The sequence below is a fragment of the Sphaerospermopsis reniformis genome, assembly GCF_005402885.1.
In the GTDB taxonomy this organism is placed as follows: domain Bacteria; phylum Cyanobacteriota; class Cyanobacteriia; order Cyanobacteriales; family Nostocaceae; genus Sphaerospermopsis; species Sphaerospermopsis kisseleviana.
Genome location: NZ_BJCE01000001.1, coordinates 80,989 through 97,938, shown reverse-complemented (window position 1 = coordinate 97,938; position 16,950 = coordinate 80,989). Strand labels below are relative to the sequence as shown.

Sequence of the window (16,950 nt, the reverse complement as noted above, 5' to 3'; positions counted from 1 at the left end):
ATGTAGGGGCGTTCGCGAAGCGTGCTGGAAGCATCAGCATTCGGACAATTAATTATCGGTTTTTACCTAAGACTATCATCCGAATGCTTCGCCCTTACTGTGGTCTAAAGACATGAAAACTGCTGTAAAAACCAGAGATATGAGGTAGATAATTAAACAATATCTTACACTAAAGAAGAGAAAAACTTAATATTGAGTATAGAAATTAACTAATAATGAATAAATTAAAACCTCGAAAACAAGCTAATCTATGGTTGGAAAAGTTAATGGCGATCGCAGCCAGTCTTAACTTAGGGTTAGTAGTGTTTGATTTGAGTTACGTACCTTGGCGGGATTTCTATTTTCGCCAACTTCCCCAAATCACCCAGATTTATGACCCGATTAAAGGTATTGAACCCCATCGAGACACGAAAAATTATCTAGAAACAGTAGCAGCTTTAGAAGCACAAGTTAGCCAAACCGGTTTAAACTCCCCTCAAGTAAAAATCAAGTTAGCAGAAATCAGCCGTCTCAGCAACGAGATGATTGATAGTAATCCCTTTGCAGGTGCGGGTAAAAGTGGAACTCTGGAAAAAATTAAAAACCGGATGCGGGAACACATCGGTCAAGAATCAGCCAAACGCGCCTTTGCTACTTTTTGGAGTGTGGAATATTTATCTAAACGGGGTTGGATACAAGAAATTAATTTTTTTAACCAGCAAATTCGTCCAGGCATTGCCTCTAATTATTATCGCAAAATAGGCGAAAATGGCGAATTTATAGATGATTTTTGGTTAATTGATTTACCGTTTGTCGTGATATTTGGCTTAGAATTGCTATTACGTACTTTTTATATAAAACGTCAAAATCGCCATTTAAGCTGGTTAGAAGCGATTTTATGGCGTTGGTATGACCTATTTTTAGTAATTCCCTTTTGGCGTTGGTTGCGAGTTTTGCCAGTATTAGTTCGTCTAGATCAAGCCGGGTTAATTGATCTACATTTAGTGAGAAGGCAAATTCACCAAGGTATAGTAGCCAATTTTGCCGAAGAAATCACAGAAATTGTGGTAGTGCGGGTAATTAACCAAATGCAGGTTTCAATACAGCGCGGTGATATTACTAGGTGGTTATTACAACCGGAAAAAGAGCGTGCCTACATTGATATTAATAATATTAACGAAGTAGAAGCACTTTCAGGACTGTTAATACAAACCATCGTTACTCAAGTCTTACCAAAAATACAACCAGAAATGAATGCCATTTTGCGGCACAATATCGAACTTGCTTTTAGGCAAGTACCTGTTTATCGTAACCTGCTCATGCTGCCAGGAGTAGGACAGGCACAAAATCAGCTAAGTGAACAATTGGCCAATCAAATCACCACAAACCTATATCTTGCCTTGGTTAGCGCCTTTAAAGATCCAGTGGCAGCCCAACTTTCTAGTCAGTTAGTGGAAAAATTTAATACGGTTTTAGGTGCAGAAATCCAGGAAAAACACGTAATTTCAGAGATTCAAAGTTTGCTCAATGACTTTTTAGAAGAAGTGAAAATTAATTATGTTCAACGTCTATCCCAAGAAGATATTGAGCAAATTATCGAACAAACAAGAAGGATGCGATCGCAAGCTACTGTTCCCACATTTATTGATAAAAGCTTTAAAGCATAGAAGTGTAAAGGTGTTGGGTGCATGGGTGTATAGGTAAATTAATAACCCAATCACCAATTACCAGTCACCAATCACTAATGACTAACGAAAAAAATACGCTACACTCATGTTAGGGGCGAACCAATACAGGTTCGTCACAAGACTTCTTGGAAGATATCCCTATCGCCGGAAGTGGGTAGAAGCCCACTTTTTTTATTGAATTTTCCCATGACTCATCCTTTAGTTCCACAAATTATTGAATTGGCGAAACCAGTAGCAGAAGAACTGGGTTTGGAAGTAGTTGGCATAGTTTTTCATACCAACCAACGTCCACCAGTTTTGCGGGTAGATATCCGTAACCCTCAACAGGATACTGGTTTAGACGATTGCGAACGAATGAGCCGTGCTTTAGAAGCCTCCTTAGACGCGACAGAGATGATTCCAGATGCTTACGTATTGGAAGTCTCCAGTCCTGGAATTTCCCGACAATTGAACACAGACAGGGAGTTTATTTCCTTTAAAGGATTTCCCGTGGTGATCTCCACTTCTGAACCCTACGAAGGAAAACAAGAGTGGATTGGTAACTTGATGCGCCGGGATGAAACAAAAATTTACTTAAACCAAAAAGGTCGTGTAGTACAGATACCCCGTTCCCTCGTTACCAGGGTGCAACTCGATGAGGGCAGTTAACTAAAATTGAGATTTTAGATGCAGGGTTTTAGATTCAGGGTTTTAGATACAAATCTAAAATCCCAGATTTAAAATACAAAAAATTGCTGGTTGCTGACATAAAAATTTAAAAATTAAGGAGATGTTGCTTATGTCAATGGTTACTTTACCTGGATTAAAAGATTTAATTGAAAGCATTAGCCGCGAGCGAAATTTACCACGTTTAGCAGTGCAATCATCTATTAGAGAAGCATTACTTAAAGGTTACGAACGTTATCGCCGCGCCCAAAATTTAGAGCGCCGACAATTTGATGAAAATTATTTTGATAATTTTGAAGTAGAACTTGATATTGAAGGAGAAGGATTTCGAGTTCTTTCTACCAAAACAATAGTCGAAGAAGTTACTAATACAGATCATCAAATTTCCTTAGATGAAGTACAACAAGTTGCGCCAGAAGCTCAATCAGGTGATTCTGTGGTCTTAGATGTCACCCCAGATCAAGGAGAATTTGGACGCATGGCAGCCATGCAAACTAAACAAGTGCTGGCACAGAAATTGCGGGATCAACAACGTCAAATGGTGCAAGAAGAATTTCAAGATTTAGAAAGTACCGTTTTACAAGCAAGAGTTTTAAGATTTGAAAGACAATCAGTAATTTTGGCAGTTAGCAGCGGTTTTGGTCAGCCAGAAGTAGAAGCAGAATTACCAAAAAGGGAACAACTACCCAATGATACATACCGTTCCAATACCACCTTTAAGGTATATCTAAAAAAAGTTTCCCAAGGACAACAAAGGGGTCCACAGTTATTAGTATCTCGTGCTGATGCTGGGTTAGTAGTTTATTTATTTGCCAACGAAGTCCCAGAAATTGAAGACGAAGTAGTGCGAATAGTGGCAGTAGCTAGAGAAGCAAATCCTCCTTCCCGTTATGTCGGTCCACGGACTAAAATAGCAGTAGATACACTTGATCGAGATGTAGACCCAGTTGGAGCTTGTATTGGCGCGAGGGGATCACGCATTCAAGTGGTAGTCAATGAATTGCGGGGTGAAAAAATAGATGTAATTCGCTGGTCTCCAGATCCAGCAACTTACATTGCCAATGCCTTGAGTCCGGCCAGAGTTGATGAAGTGCGCTTAATGGATCCCGAAAGTCGGCAAACCCACGTTTTAGTAGCAGAAGATCAACTGAGTTTAGCTATTGGGAAAGAAGGACAAAACGTGAGATTAGCTGCCAGACTGACAGGCTGGAAAATTGACATTAAAGATCAAGCTAAATATGACTATGCCGCAGAAGATGCGAAATTTGCAGCTGTGAGAGCAAAATATCAGGCAGAAAATGATGAAACCGAGATGGAACAACTAGAAGATGAATATCAGGACAAATTAGAATTAGAGAATGATAATTTTGAAACTAACGAGGAAGAGACAGATTAATTCTCAAATGTTTTTTGACAATAGTCTGTTCACTATCAACAGTTCACGGTAAACTAGAAGACATTTAGCAAGTGTGAAAATTAACAAAAACAAATCTGAGGTAAGTATCTCAAGCAAGTAAAAACTGCTCACCTGACTGAACAAAAACCCGATGAAACCAAACTATCGGCGTTGTATTAGTTGTCGCCGGGTAGGACAAAAACAAGAGTTTTGGCGGATTGTCCGCGTCTTTCCATCTAGGAAGGTACAATTAGATCAGGGCATGGGGCGTTCTGCCTATATTTGTCCGCAAGCTGACTGCCTACAAGCAGCACAGAAAAAAAATAGATTAGGGCGATCGCTACATGGAACAGTGCCAGAAACACTGTATCAAACATTGTGGCAGCGACTTAGTGAACGCAATCCCCCAAATCAAATTTAATTAAACTAAATATTCTGGTTTGCCCAAGGTAGTCTACTGCCTGATTTCCGGCCAGATCAAAGGTTAAAATACCAGAGAGGCTGTGTCAGACAAAGGTTAAAAGCTAGTTAGTGTTTTCCTAAAAAAAGCTAACAAATGCTCACATTTGATCAAGATTTATGTCTACTCATTGACAAAAAAACTTGAGAATTGAGAATACTAAAGATCCTGTAGCCTGAGAGTCAGCAGACAGGGCAAACAAGAAAATGCTATTATTGATAGGTATTTTAGGTGAGAACCAAGCCTAAATACTTAATAGTAGGGTGAGATAGACCCAATCTAAAAGCCTGTAGACTAGATAGTGCCGACACTTCTAGGAGTTCAGTGAGAGTAGTCGAACTGATGAAGCAGGAAGGAAAAGCATCAAAGCTTGTTAGCATTAGTTAGCTTTTTTGTATCGGATTAGTGCCAAAATAGTAAATGGGTGTAAAAGGCAAGTGGCTCTCTAAAAATGGAGAGAGACGAAGCAATACTCCCAACAAGTTTTACTCGATTGTGTTGTGGAAGACTCAGAATCAGCAAAACAAAAACCTAAAAAATGGCAACCTGGTAGCGTTAAAGCGCAGTTCGGCATCAAGGATGCCCAAAAAAATTTTTTATTGAGAAAAATTTTATGGGGTCCAGTCAACCATCATTCCCGGTGGGGATGCCAGTATTAAACCGAAACATCTCTCTTTCCTAATTATTGGAGGCACCGGCAACATCACCAAGGGCAACCTAAAAAACAGTGATCAAAGGATGGAGATGTCGCAAACCAGGCAACCATCCGTTAAAACTGTAAATTAAAGGGGAAAGAGTGGATGAACAACGGCAAAGTTAGAATCTACGAATTATCAAAGGAATTGAATTTGGATAACAAAGAGCTACTAGCAATTTGCGACCAGCTCAACATCGCGGTCAAAAGCCATAGCAGCACGATTTCAGAAACAGAGGCAGAACAAATTCGACAGGCTGCGGAAAAACTCCCAGCCACGAGTGTCACGCCCAAAAAGGAATTAGGTACAAATAGCCATAAACCAAATTCACAAAAAACTGGCTCCCGAAACCGACCTGCTGCACCCCATAAACAACAAATTTTGGAAATTCGCAAACCCAAAATCTTGAGAAACACTACCTCCAACGCCTCAGAAGCGTCAGTTGCTACCAATAGCCAAGTTGCTTCGTCTGATAGTGTACATGGCGAAGTTACAGCTAATTCTCCATCACCTCCACGGCCTTTCGCTACACCAGTCTCACCCATGAAACCGACGGCACCAACTCGACCTGTACCCCGGAATCAATCTGAGACACCACAGAAACCTGTGGCAGAAACAGATCATAAACCCAATGTCCAAGCAGCCCCAGAAAAAATAAAAGCGGAAAAACCAGAAAAACCGGCTGGTCATCGACCCAAACCGGAAAAACCCCAAAAACCGCAACTGGTTGCTCCACCAGCAAGGCCTGTGGAAGAAAAAGCTTCTGCCACAGAACAGCTATCTCCTGCGGAAAAACCAATTCTCAAACGCGATCGTCAGCAACGGCGTGAAGAAGAAAGAGAACACTCAAAACCCAGGGGCAACAAAGGAACAGCAGAGCAGACACCACAAAAACAGGGTCGCTCAACTCCATCACCTGTGAAACCAGAACACAGGGGAAGTAAATCTGCACCCACACCATCAACTGAGGTGCAACGACCCAGCAGGCCAACACGTCCTGCTGAACCTGTAGCCACCATGCCTGTAGCCACTCCACCCAAACCAATGTCTGGAGGAGGTAAAAAAGAGGCATTGGTGGATGAGCCGATCGCACCAGCTTTGCTGGATTTGAAACGGCCAACACCACCACGCCTATCTAAAGGTGGGAAGAAGTGGCAAGAAGAAGAAATAATTGACGAAATCAAAGAGAAAGCCAAGGTTGGACCTAAAGGCAAGCGAGCTAAACCCATCCTCGATGATGATTTTGAAGAAGACGACTTACTGGATGAAGAAGGTCTGGAAATTCCAGCCGCAGTCCAAGTCAGCCTGTCTATAGCTCGTCCACCCAAGCCCAAGGCTGCTCGACCTGCACAGCAACCAACATTGGTTACATCTGCACCCACGAAAAACAAAAAGCCTGGTTCCCAACGCGACCAAAATCGCCGTCAGCAGGAAGTAGAAGTTAAGCGTGAGCGTCCAGAAAAACTGGTTGTCACAGGACCAATGACAGTACAAGAGTTGGCGGATGCTTTGGTCATTGCCGATACAGAGATTGTGAAAATCCTGTTTATGAAAGGCATGGCGGTAAGTATCACCCAAAATCTGGATATTCCCACCATTACCCTAGTAGCTAAAGAACTAGAGGTAGAAGTGGAAACGGCTGAACCAGAAGCAGAAGCCCGCAAAGTCACAGAAATGATTGACATTGAGGATCTGGAGCATCTGATTCGTCGTCCTCCCGTGGTGACAATTATGGGTCACGTAGACCACGGTAAAACTACTCTACTGGACTCCATCCGCAAAACTAAAGTGGCGGCGGGTGAAGCAGGTGGTATTACCCAGCATATCGGCGCATACCATGTTGATGTAGAACATGATGGTAAGCAACAACAGATTGTCTTCCTAGATACTCCTGGTCACGAAGCTTTCACAGCAATGCGGGCTAGAGGTGCGCGGGTGACAGATATTGCGATTTTGGTTGTAGCCGCAGATGACGGTGTACGTCCGCAAACAGTGGAAGCGATTAGCCATGCTCAAGCCGCAGGTGTACCGATTGTTGTCGCTATTAACAAGATTGACAAAGAAGGCGCACAACCAGAGCGGGTTAAACAAGAACTGACCAATTATGGTTTAACCGCAGAAGACTGGGGTGGTGAGACAATTATGGTTCCTGTGAGTGCGATCAGGGGCGAAAACCTGGATACACTGCTAGAAATGGTTCTCTTGGTGGCAGAAGTTGGAGAACTTTCCGCTAACCCCAATCGTGTGGCTAAGGGAACAGTCATAGAAGCTCACTTAGATAAAGCTAAGGGTGCGGTTGCTACCTTGTTGATTCAAAACGGTACTCTCCAAGTGGGAGATATGCTAGTTGCGGGATCGGCATTTGGTAAAGTCCGGGCAATGGTAGATGATCGAGGTAAGCGTGTAGAAGCTGCTACTCCCTCCTGTGCGGTTGAGGTACTAGGCTTAAGCGATGTACCCGCAGCAGGTGATGAGTTTGAAGTGTTCGAGAATGAAAAACAAGCACGAGCGATCGCTGCTGATCGAGCCGACAAACAACGTCAATCTCGTTTGTTACAAGGAAGAGTTACCCTCACAACCCTATCGGCTCAAGCTCAAGAAGGCGAGTTGAAAGAACTCAACTTGATACTCAAAGGCGATGTCCAAGGTTCTGTAGAAGCTATTATCGGCTCTCTCAAGCAAATACCTCAAAACGAAGTACAAATTCGGATGTTATTGGCTACTGCGGGAGAAATTACAGAAACAGATATCGACTTAGCTGCGGCAAGTAACGCTGTCATCATTGGCTTCAACACTACTTATGCTAGTGGTGCTAGACAAGCTGCCGATGAAGCAGGTGTGGATGTGCGGGAATACAACATCATCTACAAACTACTAGAAGATATCCAAGGAGCTTTGGAAGGTCTACTAGAACCAGAGTTAGTGGAAGAACCTTTAGGACAAACAGAAGTCCGTGCTGTCTTCCCAGTCGGTCGTGGCGCAGTTGCTGGTTGTTATGTACAATCTGGAAAACTGGTTCGTAACTGTAAAGTGCGAGTTCGTCGCGGCAGTAAGGTGATCTACGAAGGTGTTCTTGATTCCCTCAAACGGATGAAAGAAGATGTGCGCGAGGTCAACTCTGGTTATGAATGTGGTATTGGTATTGATAAGTTCCATGACTGGGCTGAAAATGATATCATCGAAGCTTACCAAATGGTAACTAAACGCCGTACCCTGACCTTAACTAAGTAGTCTTGAGTACCAACTTTTGAGTGCTGAGTAAATTGATGAGTGTTGAATGGATATAGGTTTTATTTCAACATTCACATACATAAATCTCAGCACTCATATAGCAGGTGGCAGGTGACAGGTGACAGGTGAGAGCGAAGAGATAAAAGAAAAAAATAACTATCTATCACACAGATAAAACAGCTTAAAACCCATAAGTAAGTTGGCATAAAAAAACTGAGGTATATTACAAAATGTAAAATCGCTAAAAGTCTCTTGCCTCTTGCCTTGCCACAAGGATAAATTTCAACGCCCACTTACTTAGTTAAAAATCCTTTGGTTAATTTAAAAAGCTTATTTGGCAGAATTTTACCGAAAATATCCTTAGTTTTAGTGATCAATCACACAGAATTTGTTGCTGTGTAACCGTTATCTTGAGAAAAGATTAAATAAGATTGCAAAATTTTCGGGGTAGGTATGGATCACCTCCTGCCCCATTTAAAAAATGTTAGATTTAGCTTATTTGGTTTCTTTGTTGTCGTTCTAGGCAAAACAATAATCCATTTCAAGTCTAAAATCTAAAATTGTTTGACTCTAAAATTGAAAAACGAGGAATGAGGAACTATGGCTCAAATTTCAGCTTCTATCACCGGCCAGCTTTCTCGTGATGCTCACATTTGGCAAAACCTGAAGTATGCCATTTCTGCTAGTTCCGGTTTCCAACGCTGGCAACTAGAAAGTAATGCTCAGTTAAAGGGTTTGCGCCTAGAACAGCAAGTACAACGGTATTTACGAGAAACTTTAGAAACTTTAGCTTATTAAGAAAACAACATTTTTCACAATAACCAGGTATAAAAGGAGTCAGGAGTCAGGAGTGATTGATTTTGGATTTTGGATTTTGGATTGTTTTTGTCAACTCTAATCTAAAATCTAAAATCTAAATTTTTAGTAACTATATGTGAAATCTTCCACCAGCATTCCTGGAACTAAAGTACCACCTAATTGACGACTTTCATAAGTACCGACTTCGGGAATAAATTCTTGAAAGTTGGTTAAGTCAACTAAATTTTCTGATCCCCAACAGCGATAAAGACTTTCATCAAAACGGAGGTTTTCTATAGGTGCAACTATTTCTCCGTTTTCTACCCAAAAACAGGCATAACGAGTCATACCTGTAATTCTAGCAGTTTGGCGATCGCTCCAATTTAAATAATGCAAATTAGAAACATACAACCCAGTATCTAAACTGCGTAAAATATCAGCAAAAGCTAAATTACCTGTGTTTATTTCTGGAGAACGTAAAGTTTCTGAACTATTAGCACCATTGGCAGGTTTATTATATTCTTTCGCTGTGCGAGAATTAATTAAACTATTTACCAAAACCCCATTTTCTATTAAAGTTAATTCTTCTGGTGCAACTTCTCCTAAATCATTAAACCTGGGAACTAAACCAGATGTGAAATTTTCTTTTAAAACGAATTTAGATGAAAGTTGTTTTTCCTGACGTGATAAAGCAGATAAAGCACTATTTCCCTGTTGAATAGCAGCTTCACTAATAGCACCCCAAGAAAGCATAGCTAATAATTCCGATACAGCAGCAGGAGCAAAATAGGTTTTATAATTTCCCCTGGGTAACTCTTTGGGTTCACGAGACAATAATACTAATTGTTTTTTCCCATCATTTATCTTATCTACATAAGCAGATTCATCCCATTTACTACCAGCAAAAGTACCTTTTACCGCTTTTCCTGATTCGATTATTAAAGAATAATCTAAATTAAAAGAATCAGTGGCAAACCAGTGTTTTTGTCCGTTAGAATCGCCATAACCTCTAATAATAACTCCCCCAGCATACATACCCGTAAAATCTAAATCTTTAACAGGTTCTAAAATGCTGTTAACAACATTTTCTGATCCTAATAATTTACCTGTATGTACTTCTCTACTAACATTATTTCCTGTAGGTAAAACCAGATAAGGATCAACGGGTAATAGATGTAATTCTTCTCGTAAATCTTGTAAAGATTTGTATGCAGTTTGCCAATCTAAATCCCAATCTCCAGTAAAAGGAAATTTACAGAAACTACTGCGCTGATTTTCCATTAAAGTTAGTTTAATTGAACCATCAGCAACCAATCCTGTTTGTCTAACTTTAGCATTATTGAAGCGAGTAAATTGACTTCTTTCGCTGTTAAGTCTGACGGTAAAATGTTCGCTATCTGCTTTTTTTGCAAGCAGCATTTCTATCAGTTGATTAAAGTTACTTTCTAAGATTGATAATTCTTCAATTTGCATTTTCATTTTTTTAAAAGTCGCTTTAAATGTTCTCAGGATCAATATTTAATTCTCGCAATTTTGCCGCTAAACGTTCTGCTCTTGCGTCTGCTTGTGCTGCTCGTTTAGCTTCTTGGTTTGCTCTTTTCTCTGATTTTACTGCTTTCTTAGTTTCCTCTTCTGCGGTTTCTTCTGGTGTGCAATTCTGTTTCCACTGGTGGTTCATCGCTATATAAATCACTAGGGGGAAATGTGACCTCTGGGGAGATGTCTTTTGTTTGTTCTAAGTCTTGTGCAATCATCATATTGATATAGCATCAAGTAGTTATTGGTTGATTGTAGCATTGATTATACATTTGGTGGTAATTCAATTTGCATAATCTGAAACCGTTTTAGAGACAATTCATGAATTATTCCTACCATAAATGATTACTTTTTAGTGCAATAGATAATTGTCGTCATTTATCACTAACTTCTAAATTAGATGTTTGAGAATCAAATTAAGCATAATTTGCTTTCTAATTATTTAATAGGACAACTAAAACGTCCAGATATTGCTATGTCAATGGTTTAGTCTTTAGGCGCTCGGTGCGGCTACGCCGCACCATCGCTTGTGCCAGTTGCGTAAGTCCTAATAGTAATAACCTGTGTCAAGATTGAAACAGGTTTAAATTTTAATTTTTTGTGTCTTTTTTATAAAAAGATAATACTTATTTTGAAATATTATGTAGATAATTAAATTTGTGTAAACAACGACTTGGGAATAAATAACCAAGATCACTGAAACAAATTGAGGAAATAGAAACAGCAATTCAAGATAATGAGAAGATTATAAATTACATCCACACAAACAAAACCTTGGGAAATGAGATAAAATAATAATATGATAATAATAATTATTCAAGAGGTGAATCATGGTTCAAACAATAATTAAACCAGTAACCTTTGAGGAATTTATCGAATGGTATCCAGATACAGGATTACGCTATGAATTACATAATGGAGTAATTGTTGATATGAACCCACCATTAGGAGATCATGAATTAGTTATTGGTTTTTTAGTCCGTAAATTATCAGCAGAATTAGATAAACTTGATCTTCCTTATCTCATACCTAAAACAACATTGATTAAATCATCAAGTTCTGAATCGGCTTTTTATCCAGATATTTTATTACTAAATCCTGAAAACTTAGTTAATGAACCTCTGTGGAAAAAAGAATCAACAATTACTCAAGCTGCTTCTGTTCCTTTAGTAATAGAAATTGTTAGTAGTAATTGGCAAATAGATTATTCGACTAAAACTAATGAATATGAATTAATGGGTATTCCTGAATATTGGATTGTTGATTATGCTGCTTTCGGTGGTAGAAGGTTTATTGGTAATCCTAAACAACCCACGATTTCAGTTCATACTTTAATTGATGGAGAATATCTAGTTAATCAATTTAGAGGAGATAATTTGATTGTATCCCCACTATTTCCAGAGTTAAAATTAACTATTGCGGATATTTTACAAAGAATATAATGATCTGGTGTTGTTGCAGATCCCCGACTTCTAATATTAACTTATAAGTTGTAAAAATTAAGTAAATAAAAAGTCGGGGATCTTATTTAATCGGTCTCTAACCACCACCAAAAACTTCTACATTTGCAAATACACAAACAGGTGAACCATGTCCTACCCAAATAGTTTGATTAGGTTCTCCCTTACCACAAAATGGTGTACCGTACATTTCCCAATTTGCATCATTCCCAACTTTAATTAAACTGTGCCAAAATTCGGGCGTAGTAGCTCTATAATTAGGATTACGCAAGGTTTTAGTGAGTTTACCGTTTTCAATTAACTTTGCATATTCACAACCAAATTGAAATTTATGTCTTCTATCATCAATTGACCAAGAACGGTTGGATTCCATGTAAACACCATGTTCTATATCCGCTATCATTTCGGAAAAATTTGCGTTTCCTGGTTCTAAATTTGGTTCTAAATTTAAGTTAGCCATTCTATCAATGGGTGGACGATTCCAAGAAGTAGCACGCGCACAAGCTACCCCTGGCAAACCAGAACGATTTTGACTTTCTAAACTACCTAAACCTCTTTGTAAAATGCCATCTTTAATGATATATTCTCTGGTGGCTTTTGTACCAGTATCATCAAAACTATAACTGGCAAATTCACCTTCAACGGTAGGATCAAAAGTAATATTCATTAAAGGTGAACCGTATGCTAATTTACCAAAATCTTCGGGTTTCACAAAACTACCACCTGCGTAGTTTCTTTCATCTCCTAAAATGCGGTCAATTTCCAAAGGATGTCCCACACTTTCATGAATTTGTAGCATCATTTGATCAGGTGCTAAAACCAAATTAGTGCGAGTATTTGGACATTCGACCGCTGTTAATAATTCTAATCCTTGTTCGGCAATTTGTTGGACTCGATGCCATAAATTATTTTGTTTTAATACTTCCCATCCACCTTGATAACAATTAGCGTGCATTCCGTTATTACTACGTTGTTGCACAACTGCACCATCTTGGGCAATAACACCAAAATGATTGCCTAAACTAAGAATTTTTTGATAAACTTCTGAACCGTTACTGCTAACAAACCAAGTCTCTTTTTCAGATGTGTTAATATTGGCTACGGTTTGGACAATTTGATCACTAATTTTTAAGCCGTGACAAATTCTCATTAATAAATCATTTATTTCCCCTGGACTAATAGCATCTAATGGTTCAAAGAAAGGTGAGTTATATTCACCGACGACTTTAGGACGGGTATTTTCACTAAAGGGATAAATCCAAAATTCACTAGCTGCAACTGCTTGTTTATAAGCTATTTCTGCTGCGTTTTGTAAGGATGATAATGTTAAAGAGTTGGTAGCAGCATAACCCAAACTACCATTAACCATTACTTCTATCATTGCTCCCATTGTTAATGATTTACCGTTGCTTTGGGGTAAACCATCTCTGACAAAATGGGTTCTGGTTGTTTCTTTGACAGCGCGAATACCGATCCAATCAGCAGGAATGTTAAAATTAGATATGGCGGTTGTTAGTTCTTTCCACATAGGTTAAATTGAAAATTAAAAAATTCAAAGTTAAAAATCTGTTTTTACATTATAAGTTATATATGGTGTAAAGAATATAAACCACAGAGGACACAGAGGAAAAGAGTTTCTGAGATATTGGTTAGTTGTGAATAATTTTTCAAGAGAATGAACCACGTTCAGCGAAGCTGTTCCCGCAGGGTAGGACGCAAAGAACACGAAGGAAGAAGAGAAGAATAGGGGGAATATTAGAATGAGAAATGAGTAAGATTCAATCATCTTTTTTGTCTTTACCTCTGTGTCCTCTGCGTCTGGAGCGGTTCGTTTAAAAAATCATGTTCACAACTCAGATGACGATGCTTTGTTAATTTTTAATTTTTAATTTCTCCGTTGCCAGCGTGTACCTTCTTTGCTATCAATTAATTCAATACCTTGGGCTTTGAGTTCATCTCTGATTCTATCAGATTCAGCAAAGTTTTTAGATTTTCTTGCTTCCTGTCTTTTTTGAATTAATTCCTCAATTTCTGCATCACTTAAACCATTAGTTTTTGTTGTTTCTGCTTCTGGTTCGGTGGTTAAACCTAAAACTTCTGCTAATGTAGTTAAGGTTTGCCATTGTTTAAATAATTCATCGGCGGGAGTTTCTGTTTTTCCTTGATGAACAATGATATTTCCTTCTTTTCTCAGTTCTTTAGCTAATTCAAAAATAACCGCTAACCCACCAGGAAAATTAAAATCATCATCCACTGCATTAGTAAATTTCTCAACTTCTGATTTATCAATGTTGGCGTTATTTAATTCCAGATTTTCCCAACCTAACTTTTCACCGTGTTGATGTCCAAAAAGCAGACCTTCCTTAATAGTATGCCAGCCGTTTGTTGCTGCTAAAATTGCTTCATCTGTGAAATCAATGGGTTTACGATATTGTGCCATTAACACAAATAATCTTAATGCCATTGGGTCAACTCCACGATCTAATAAATCACGGATTGTGGTAAAATTGCCTAAAGATTTAGACATTTTTTCACCATCAACTTTAACCATGCCATTGTGTAACCAATAGTTAGCTAAAGGTTTACCGGTTACTGCTTCTGATTGGGCAATTTCGTTTTCATGGTGTGGGAAAATTAAGTCAGCACCACCAGCATGAATATCTATGGTATCACCCAAGCGATCGCGCACCATTGCAGAACATTCTATGTGCCATCCGGGGCGGCCTTTTCCCCAAGGTGACTCCCACGCAGGTTCGCTAGGTTTTGCAGCTTTCCACAAGGCAAAATCAAAGGGATCTTTCTTTTTCTGATATTCTGGATCTTCTACGTTTACTCTTTCGCTTGCACCTGCTTGTAAATCTTCTAATTTCCGTCCTGAAAGTTTACCGTACTGATCAAACTTTCGCACCGCATAATAAACATCACCATCAGCAGGATAAGCAAAACCCTTGGTTTCTAAATCATGAATTAATCTTTGGATACCATTCATGGTATGAGTTGCACGAGGATATTCATCTGCTTCTTTTATCCCCAAACGTCCCATATCTTCAAAATATGCCTGGATATAGCGTTCTGAAACCGCTTCCATTGTTGATTTTTCTTCCCGTGCGCGGTTAAGAATTTTATCATCAATATCCGTGAAATTCTGGATATACCGCACACCATAACCAATAAATTGTAAATAGCGACGCACTACATCCCAAACAATACAAGCTCTAGCGTGACCCAAATGGCAATAATCATAAACCGTCACACCGCAATAATACATTTTTACCTTACCAGGTTCGACGGTTTTAAATTCTTCTTGATGACGGGTGAGAGTATTGTAAATAGATAGGGTCATAATATAAGGGATAAGGCAATCTAACGATTAGCAATGATAGCGTATGTAGTGAGTAACCGGATAGGTGAGACAGATTAAGTTACAGATACAGTAAAAAGCGATCGCTCTTATCATCTATGATATCTAAATATAGTTCTCTAGTTGATTTCCAGTAATATCATGTAATATAGTTGTCAGAGTTAGGTAACTTATGATTCTAGCTTTACCCAGAACTAAACAAGTAAATTTTGCAGAGTTGGCGTAATTTAACCCAAGATCAAAATGATTTAACTTTATATTTAGGTTTAGGTATAATTTCTGATATTGCAAATCTTCAAACAACAACTATTGCTATTGAGAATTGCATCAATGAAAACATCACTTTAAGCAATTTATAAATGATTCAAAAAATGATAAAATCACTAGCTAACAAACACTTCCCAAGTGACAATTAACAGCTACTCGGATTTTTGCAAATCACGCTAACATTCAAAATAGACTCAAACCCTACTTCATAAATATGACATCAGCAGTTACTTCAGAATCTCACGTAATGGAAGCAACCAAACAGGGATTACCTGTTACCATTATCACTGGTTTTCTTGGCAGTGGTAAAACTACCTTACTAAATCATATTCTTACTAATCAGCAAGGTGTAAAAACTGCTGTTTTAGTGAACGAATTTGGCGAAATTGGTATTGATAACGAATTAATTGTTTCTACAGATGATAATATGGTGGAACTTAGTAATGGTTGTATTTGTTGCACCATTAATAATGACTTAGTTGATGCTGTTTACCAAGTTGTAGAACGTGAACAAAAGCTAGATTATCTAGTAGTTGAAACTACAGGTTTAGCAGATCCTTTACCTGTAGCAATGACATTTTTAGGATCTGAATTGCGAGATTTAACCCGATTAGATTCAATTGTCACTGTAGTAGATGCGGCAAATTATAGTTTGGATTTATTCAACTCTCAAGCTGCATTTAGTCAAATTACTTATGGTGATGTAATTCTGCTCAATAAAACCGATTTAGTTGATGAAGCTGCTTTAAATTCATTAGAGAAAAAGATTAATGATATTAAGGAAGGTGCAAGAATTATCAGAACTAAAAATTCTCAAGTTCCACTTCCTTTAATTCTCAGTGTTGGGTTATTTGAATCTGATAAATATTTTGATGCAGAAACCGATGAACATGATCATCATCATCACGATCATGATCATTCTACCTGCGAACATGAACATCACGACCATGAGCATTCTACCTGTGGACATGACCATCACGACCATGATCATCACCACTCTGATCACTTAGAAAATGATGGTTTTACATCCATATCTTTTCAAAGTGATCAACCTTTCTCGATTAGAAAATTTCAATATTTCTTAGATAATCAACTACCCACAAATGTCTTCCGCGCTAAGGGTATTATGTGGTTTGAAGAAAGTCCACAACGTCATATTTTCCACCTTTGCGGTAAACGCTTCACTATTGATGATGATCAATGGAAAGGTGAAAAGAAAAATCAACTGGTTTTAATTGGTCAAAATTTGGATCAAGAGACTTTACTTCAGCAATTAGAAAATTGTCTGTGTTTACCTTCAGTTAGCAAAGGTAAAGGTTTCGGGAAATAGATAATTGGTAATTGGTGATTGGTGATTAGTGATTGGTAATTGAGAAATAAGGGTACAGGGAACAGTTAAAAAATTTTCACACC

At 38.5% G+C, this 16,950-nt stretch carries 13 protein-coding genes; 9 read left to right on the top strand and 4 right to left on the bottom strand.

Annotated features, from left to right (window positions below; genetic code table 11):
• Nucleotides 1-215 precede the first annotated feature (215 nt).
• The 6 genes from FFR48_RS00525 (at nt 216) to FFR48_RS00495 (ending at nt 8,913) form a co-directional block, all read left to right on the top strand.
• The gene (locus tag FFR48_RS00525; protein WP_137666005.1) at nt 216-1,646 is read left to right on the top strand and encodes a hypothetical protein; all 1,431 of its coding nucleotides are present in this window, start codon (nt 216-218) and stop codon (nt 1,644-1,646) included.
• A gap of 207 nt (nt 1,647-1,853) precedes the next feature.
• Complete coding sequence (gene rimP / locus FFR48_RS00520) at nt 1,854-2,315, top strand: ribosome maturation factor RimP (protein WP_096570282.1); 462 nt, start codon at nt 1,854-1,856, stop codon at nt 2,313-2,315.
• Between the two features lie 130 nt (nt 2,316-2,445).
• Nucleotides 2,446-3,729, top strand: coding sequence for a transcription termination factor NusA (nusA, locus tag FFR48_RS00515; protein ID WP_187038934.1), 1,284 nt, complete (start codon nt 2,446-2,448; stop codon nt 3,727-3,729).
• Between the two features lie 151 nt (nt 3,730-3,880).
• A complete protein-coding gene (locus FFR48_RS00510; RefSeq protein ID WP_096570286.1) occupies nt 3,881-4,150 on the top strand; it encodes a YlxR family protein in 270 nt (89 codons plus the stop codon).
• 839 nt (nt 4,151-4,989) lie between these two features.
• Nucleotides 4,990-8,115 (top strand): translation initiation factor IF-2, encoded by a 3,126-nt coding sequence (infB, locus tag FFR48_RS00500; protein WP_137666007.1) that lies wholly within the window; start codon nt 4,990-4,992, stop codon nt 8,113-8,115.
• Between the two features lie 600 nt (nt 8,116-8,715).
• Nucleotides 8,716-8,913: a hypothetical protein gene (locus tag FFR48_RS00495; protein ID WP_096570288.1), complete on the top strand. Its 198-nt coding sequence runs from the start codon at nt 8,716-8,718 to the stop codon at nt 8,911-8,913.
• Nucleotides 8,914-9,036: 123 nt separating this feature from the next.
• Here FFR48_RS00495 and FFR48_RS00490 read toward each other — a convergent pair whose 3' ends face one another.
• A complete protein-coding gene (locus tag FFR48_RS00490) occupies nt 9,037-10,386 on the bottom strand; it encodes a TldD/PmbA family protein (RefSeq protein WP_137666004.1) in 1,350 nt (449 codons plus the stop codon).
• Between the two features lie 22 nt (nt 10,387-10,408).
• On the bottom strand, nt 10,409-10,591 hold the full coding sequence (locus tag FFR48_RS00485; protein ID WP_096570290.1) for a hypothetical protein: 183 nt from the start codon (nt 10,589-10,591) through the stop codon (nt 10,409-10,411).
• 688 nt (nt 10,592-11,279) lie between these two features.
• Here FFR48_RS00485 and FFR48_RS00480 point away from each other — a divergent pair.
• A complete protein-coding gene (locus FFR48_RS00480; RefSeq protein ID WP_137666003.1) occupies nt 11,280-11,891 on the top strand; it encodes a Uma2 family endonuclease in 612 nt (203 codons plus the stop codon).
• Nucleotides 11,892-11,988: 97 nt separating this feature from the next.
• Here FFR48_RS00480 and FFR48_RS00475 read toward each other — a convergent pair whose 3' ends face one another.
• Nucleotides 11,989-13,437 (bottom strand): TldD/PmbA family protein, encoded by a 1,449-nt coding sequence (locus FFR48_RS00475; RefSeq protein WP_137666002.1) that lies wholly within the window; start codon nt 13,435-13,437, stop codon nt 11,989-11,991.
• Between the two features lie 357 nt (nt 13,438-13,794).
• Nucleotides 13,795-15,252 carry a cysteine--tRNA ligase gene (gene cysS / locus FFR48_RS00470; protein ID WP_137666001.1) on the bottom strand — a complete coding sequence of 486 codons (1,458 nt, stop codon included), beginning with the start codon at nt 15,250-15,252 and terminating at the stop codon, nt 13,795-13,797.
• Between the two features lie 227 nt (nt 15,253-15,479).
• Between cysS and FFR48_RS00465 the strand changes: the two genes are divergently transcribed.
• Nucleotides 15,480-15,629, top strand: coding sequence for a hypothetical protein (locus tag FFR48_RS00465; RefSeq protein WP_162501819.1), 150 nt, complete (start codon nt 15,480-15,482; stop codon nt 15,627-15,629).
• Between the two features lie 122 nt (nt 15,630-15,751).
• On the top strand, nt 15,752-16,867 hold the full coding sequence (locus FFR48_RS00460; protein WP_137666000.1) for a CobW family GTP-binding protein: 1,116 nt from the start codon (nt 15,752-15,754) through the stop codon (nt 16,865-16,867).
• The last annotated feature ends 83 nt before the right edge of the window (nt 16,868-16,950 follow it).

Coding starts and splice junctions, on each gene's coding strand:
- FFR48_RS00525 (WP_137666005.1), top strand. CDS start 216: ATGAATAAATTAAAACCTCGAAAACAAGCTAATCTATGGTTGGAAAAG.
- rimP (WP_096570282.1), top strand. CDS start 1,854: ATGACTCATCCTTTAGTTCCACAAATTATTGAATTGGCGAAACCAGTA.
- nusA (WP_187038934.1), top strand. CDS start 2,446: ATGTCAATGGTTACTTTACCTGGATTAAAAGATTTAATTGAAAGCATT.
- FFR48_RS00510 (WP_096570286.1), top strand. CDS start 3,881: ATGAAACCAAACTATCGGCGTTGTATTAGTTGTCGCCGGGTAGGACAA.
- infB (WP_137666007.1), top strand. CDS start 4,990: ATGAACAACGGCAAAGTTAGAATCTACGAATTATCAAAGGAATTGAAT.
- FFR48_RS00495 (WP_096570288.1), top strand. CDS start 8,716: ATGGCTCAAATTTCAGCTTCTATCACCGGCCAGCTTTCTCGTGATGCT.
- FFR48_RS00490 (WP_137666004.1), bottom strand. CDS start 10,386: ATGCAAATTGAAGAATTATCAATCTTAGAAAGTAACTTTAATCAACTG.
- FFR48_RS00485 (WP_096570290.1), bottom strand. CDS start 10,591: ATGAACCACCAGTGGAAACAGAATTGCACACCAGAAGAAACCGCAGAA.
- FFR48_RS00480 (WP_137666003.1), top strand. CDS start 11,280: ATGGTTCAAACAATAATTAAACCAGTAACCTTTGAGGAATTTATCGAA.
- FFR48_RS00475 (WP_137666002.1), bottom strand. CDS start 13,437: ATGTGGAAAGAACTAACAACCGCCATATCTAATTTTAACATTCCTGCT.
- cysS (WP_137666001.1), bottom strand. CDS start 15,252: ATGACCCTATCTATTTACAATACTCTCACCCGTCATCAAGAAGAATTT.
- FFR48_RS00460 (WP_137666000.1), top strand. CDS start 15,752: ATGACATCAGCAGTTACTTCAGAATCTCACGTAATGGAAGCAACCAAA.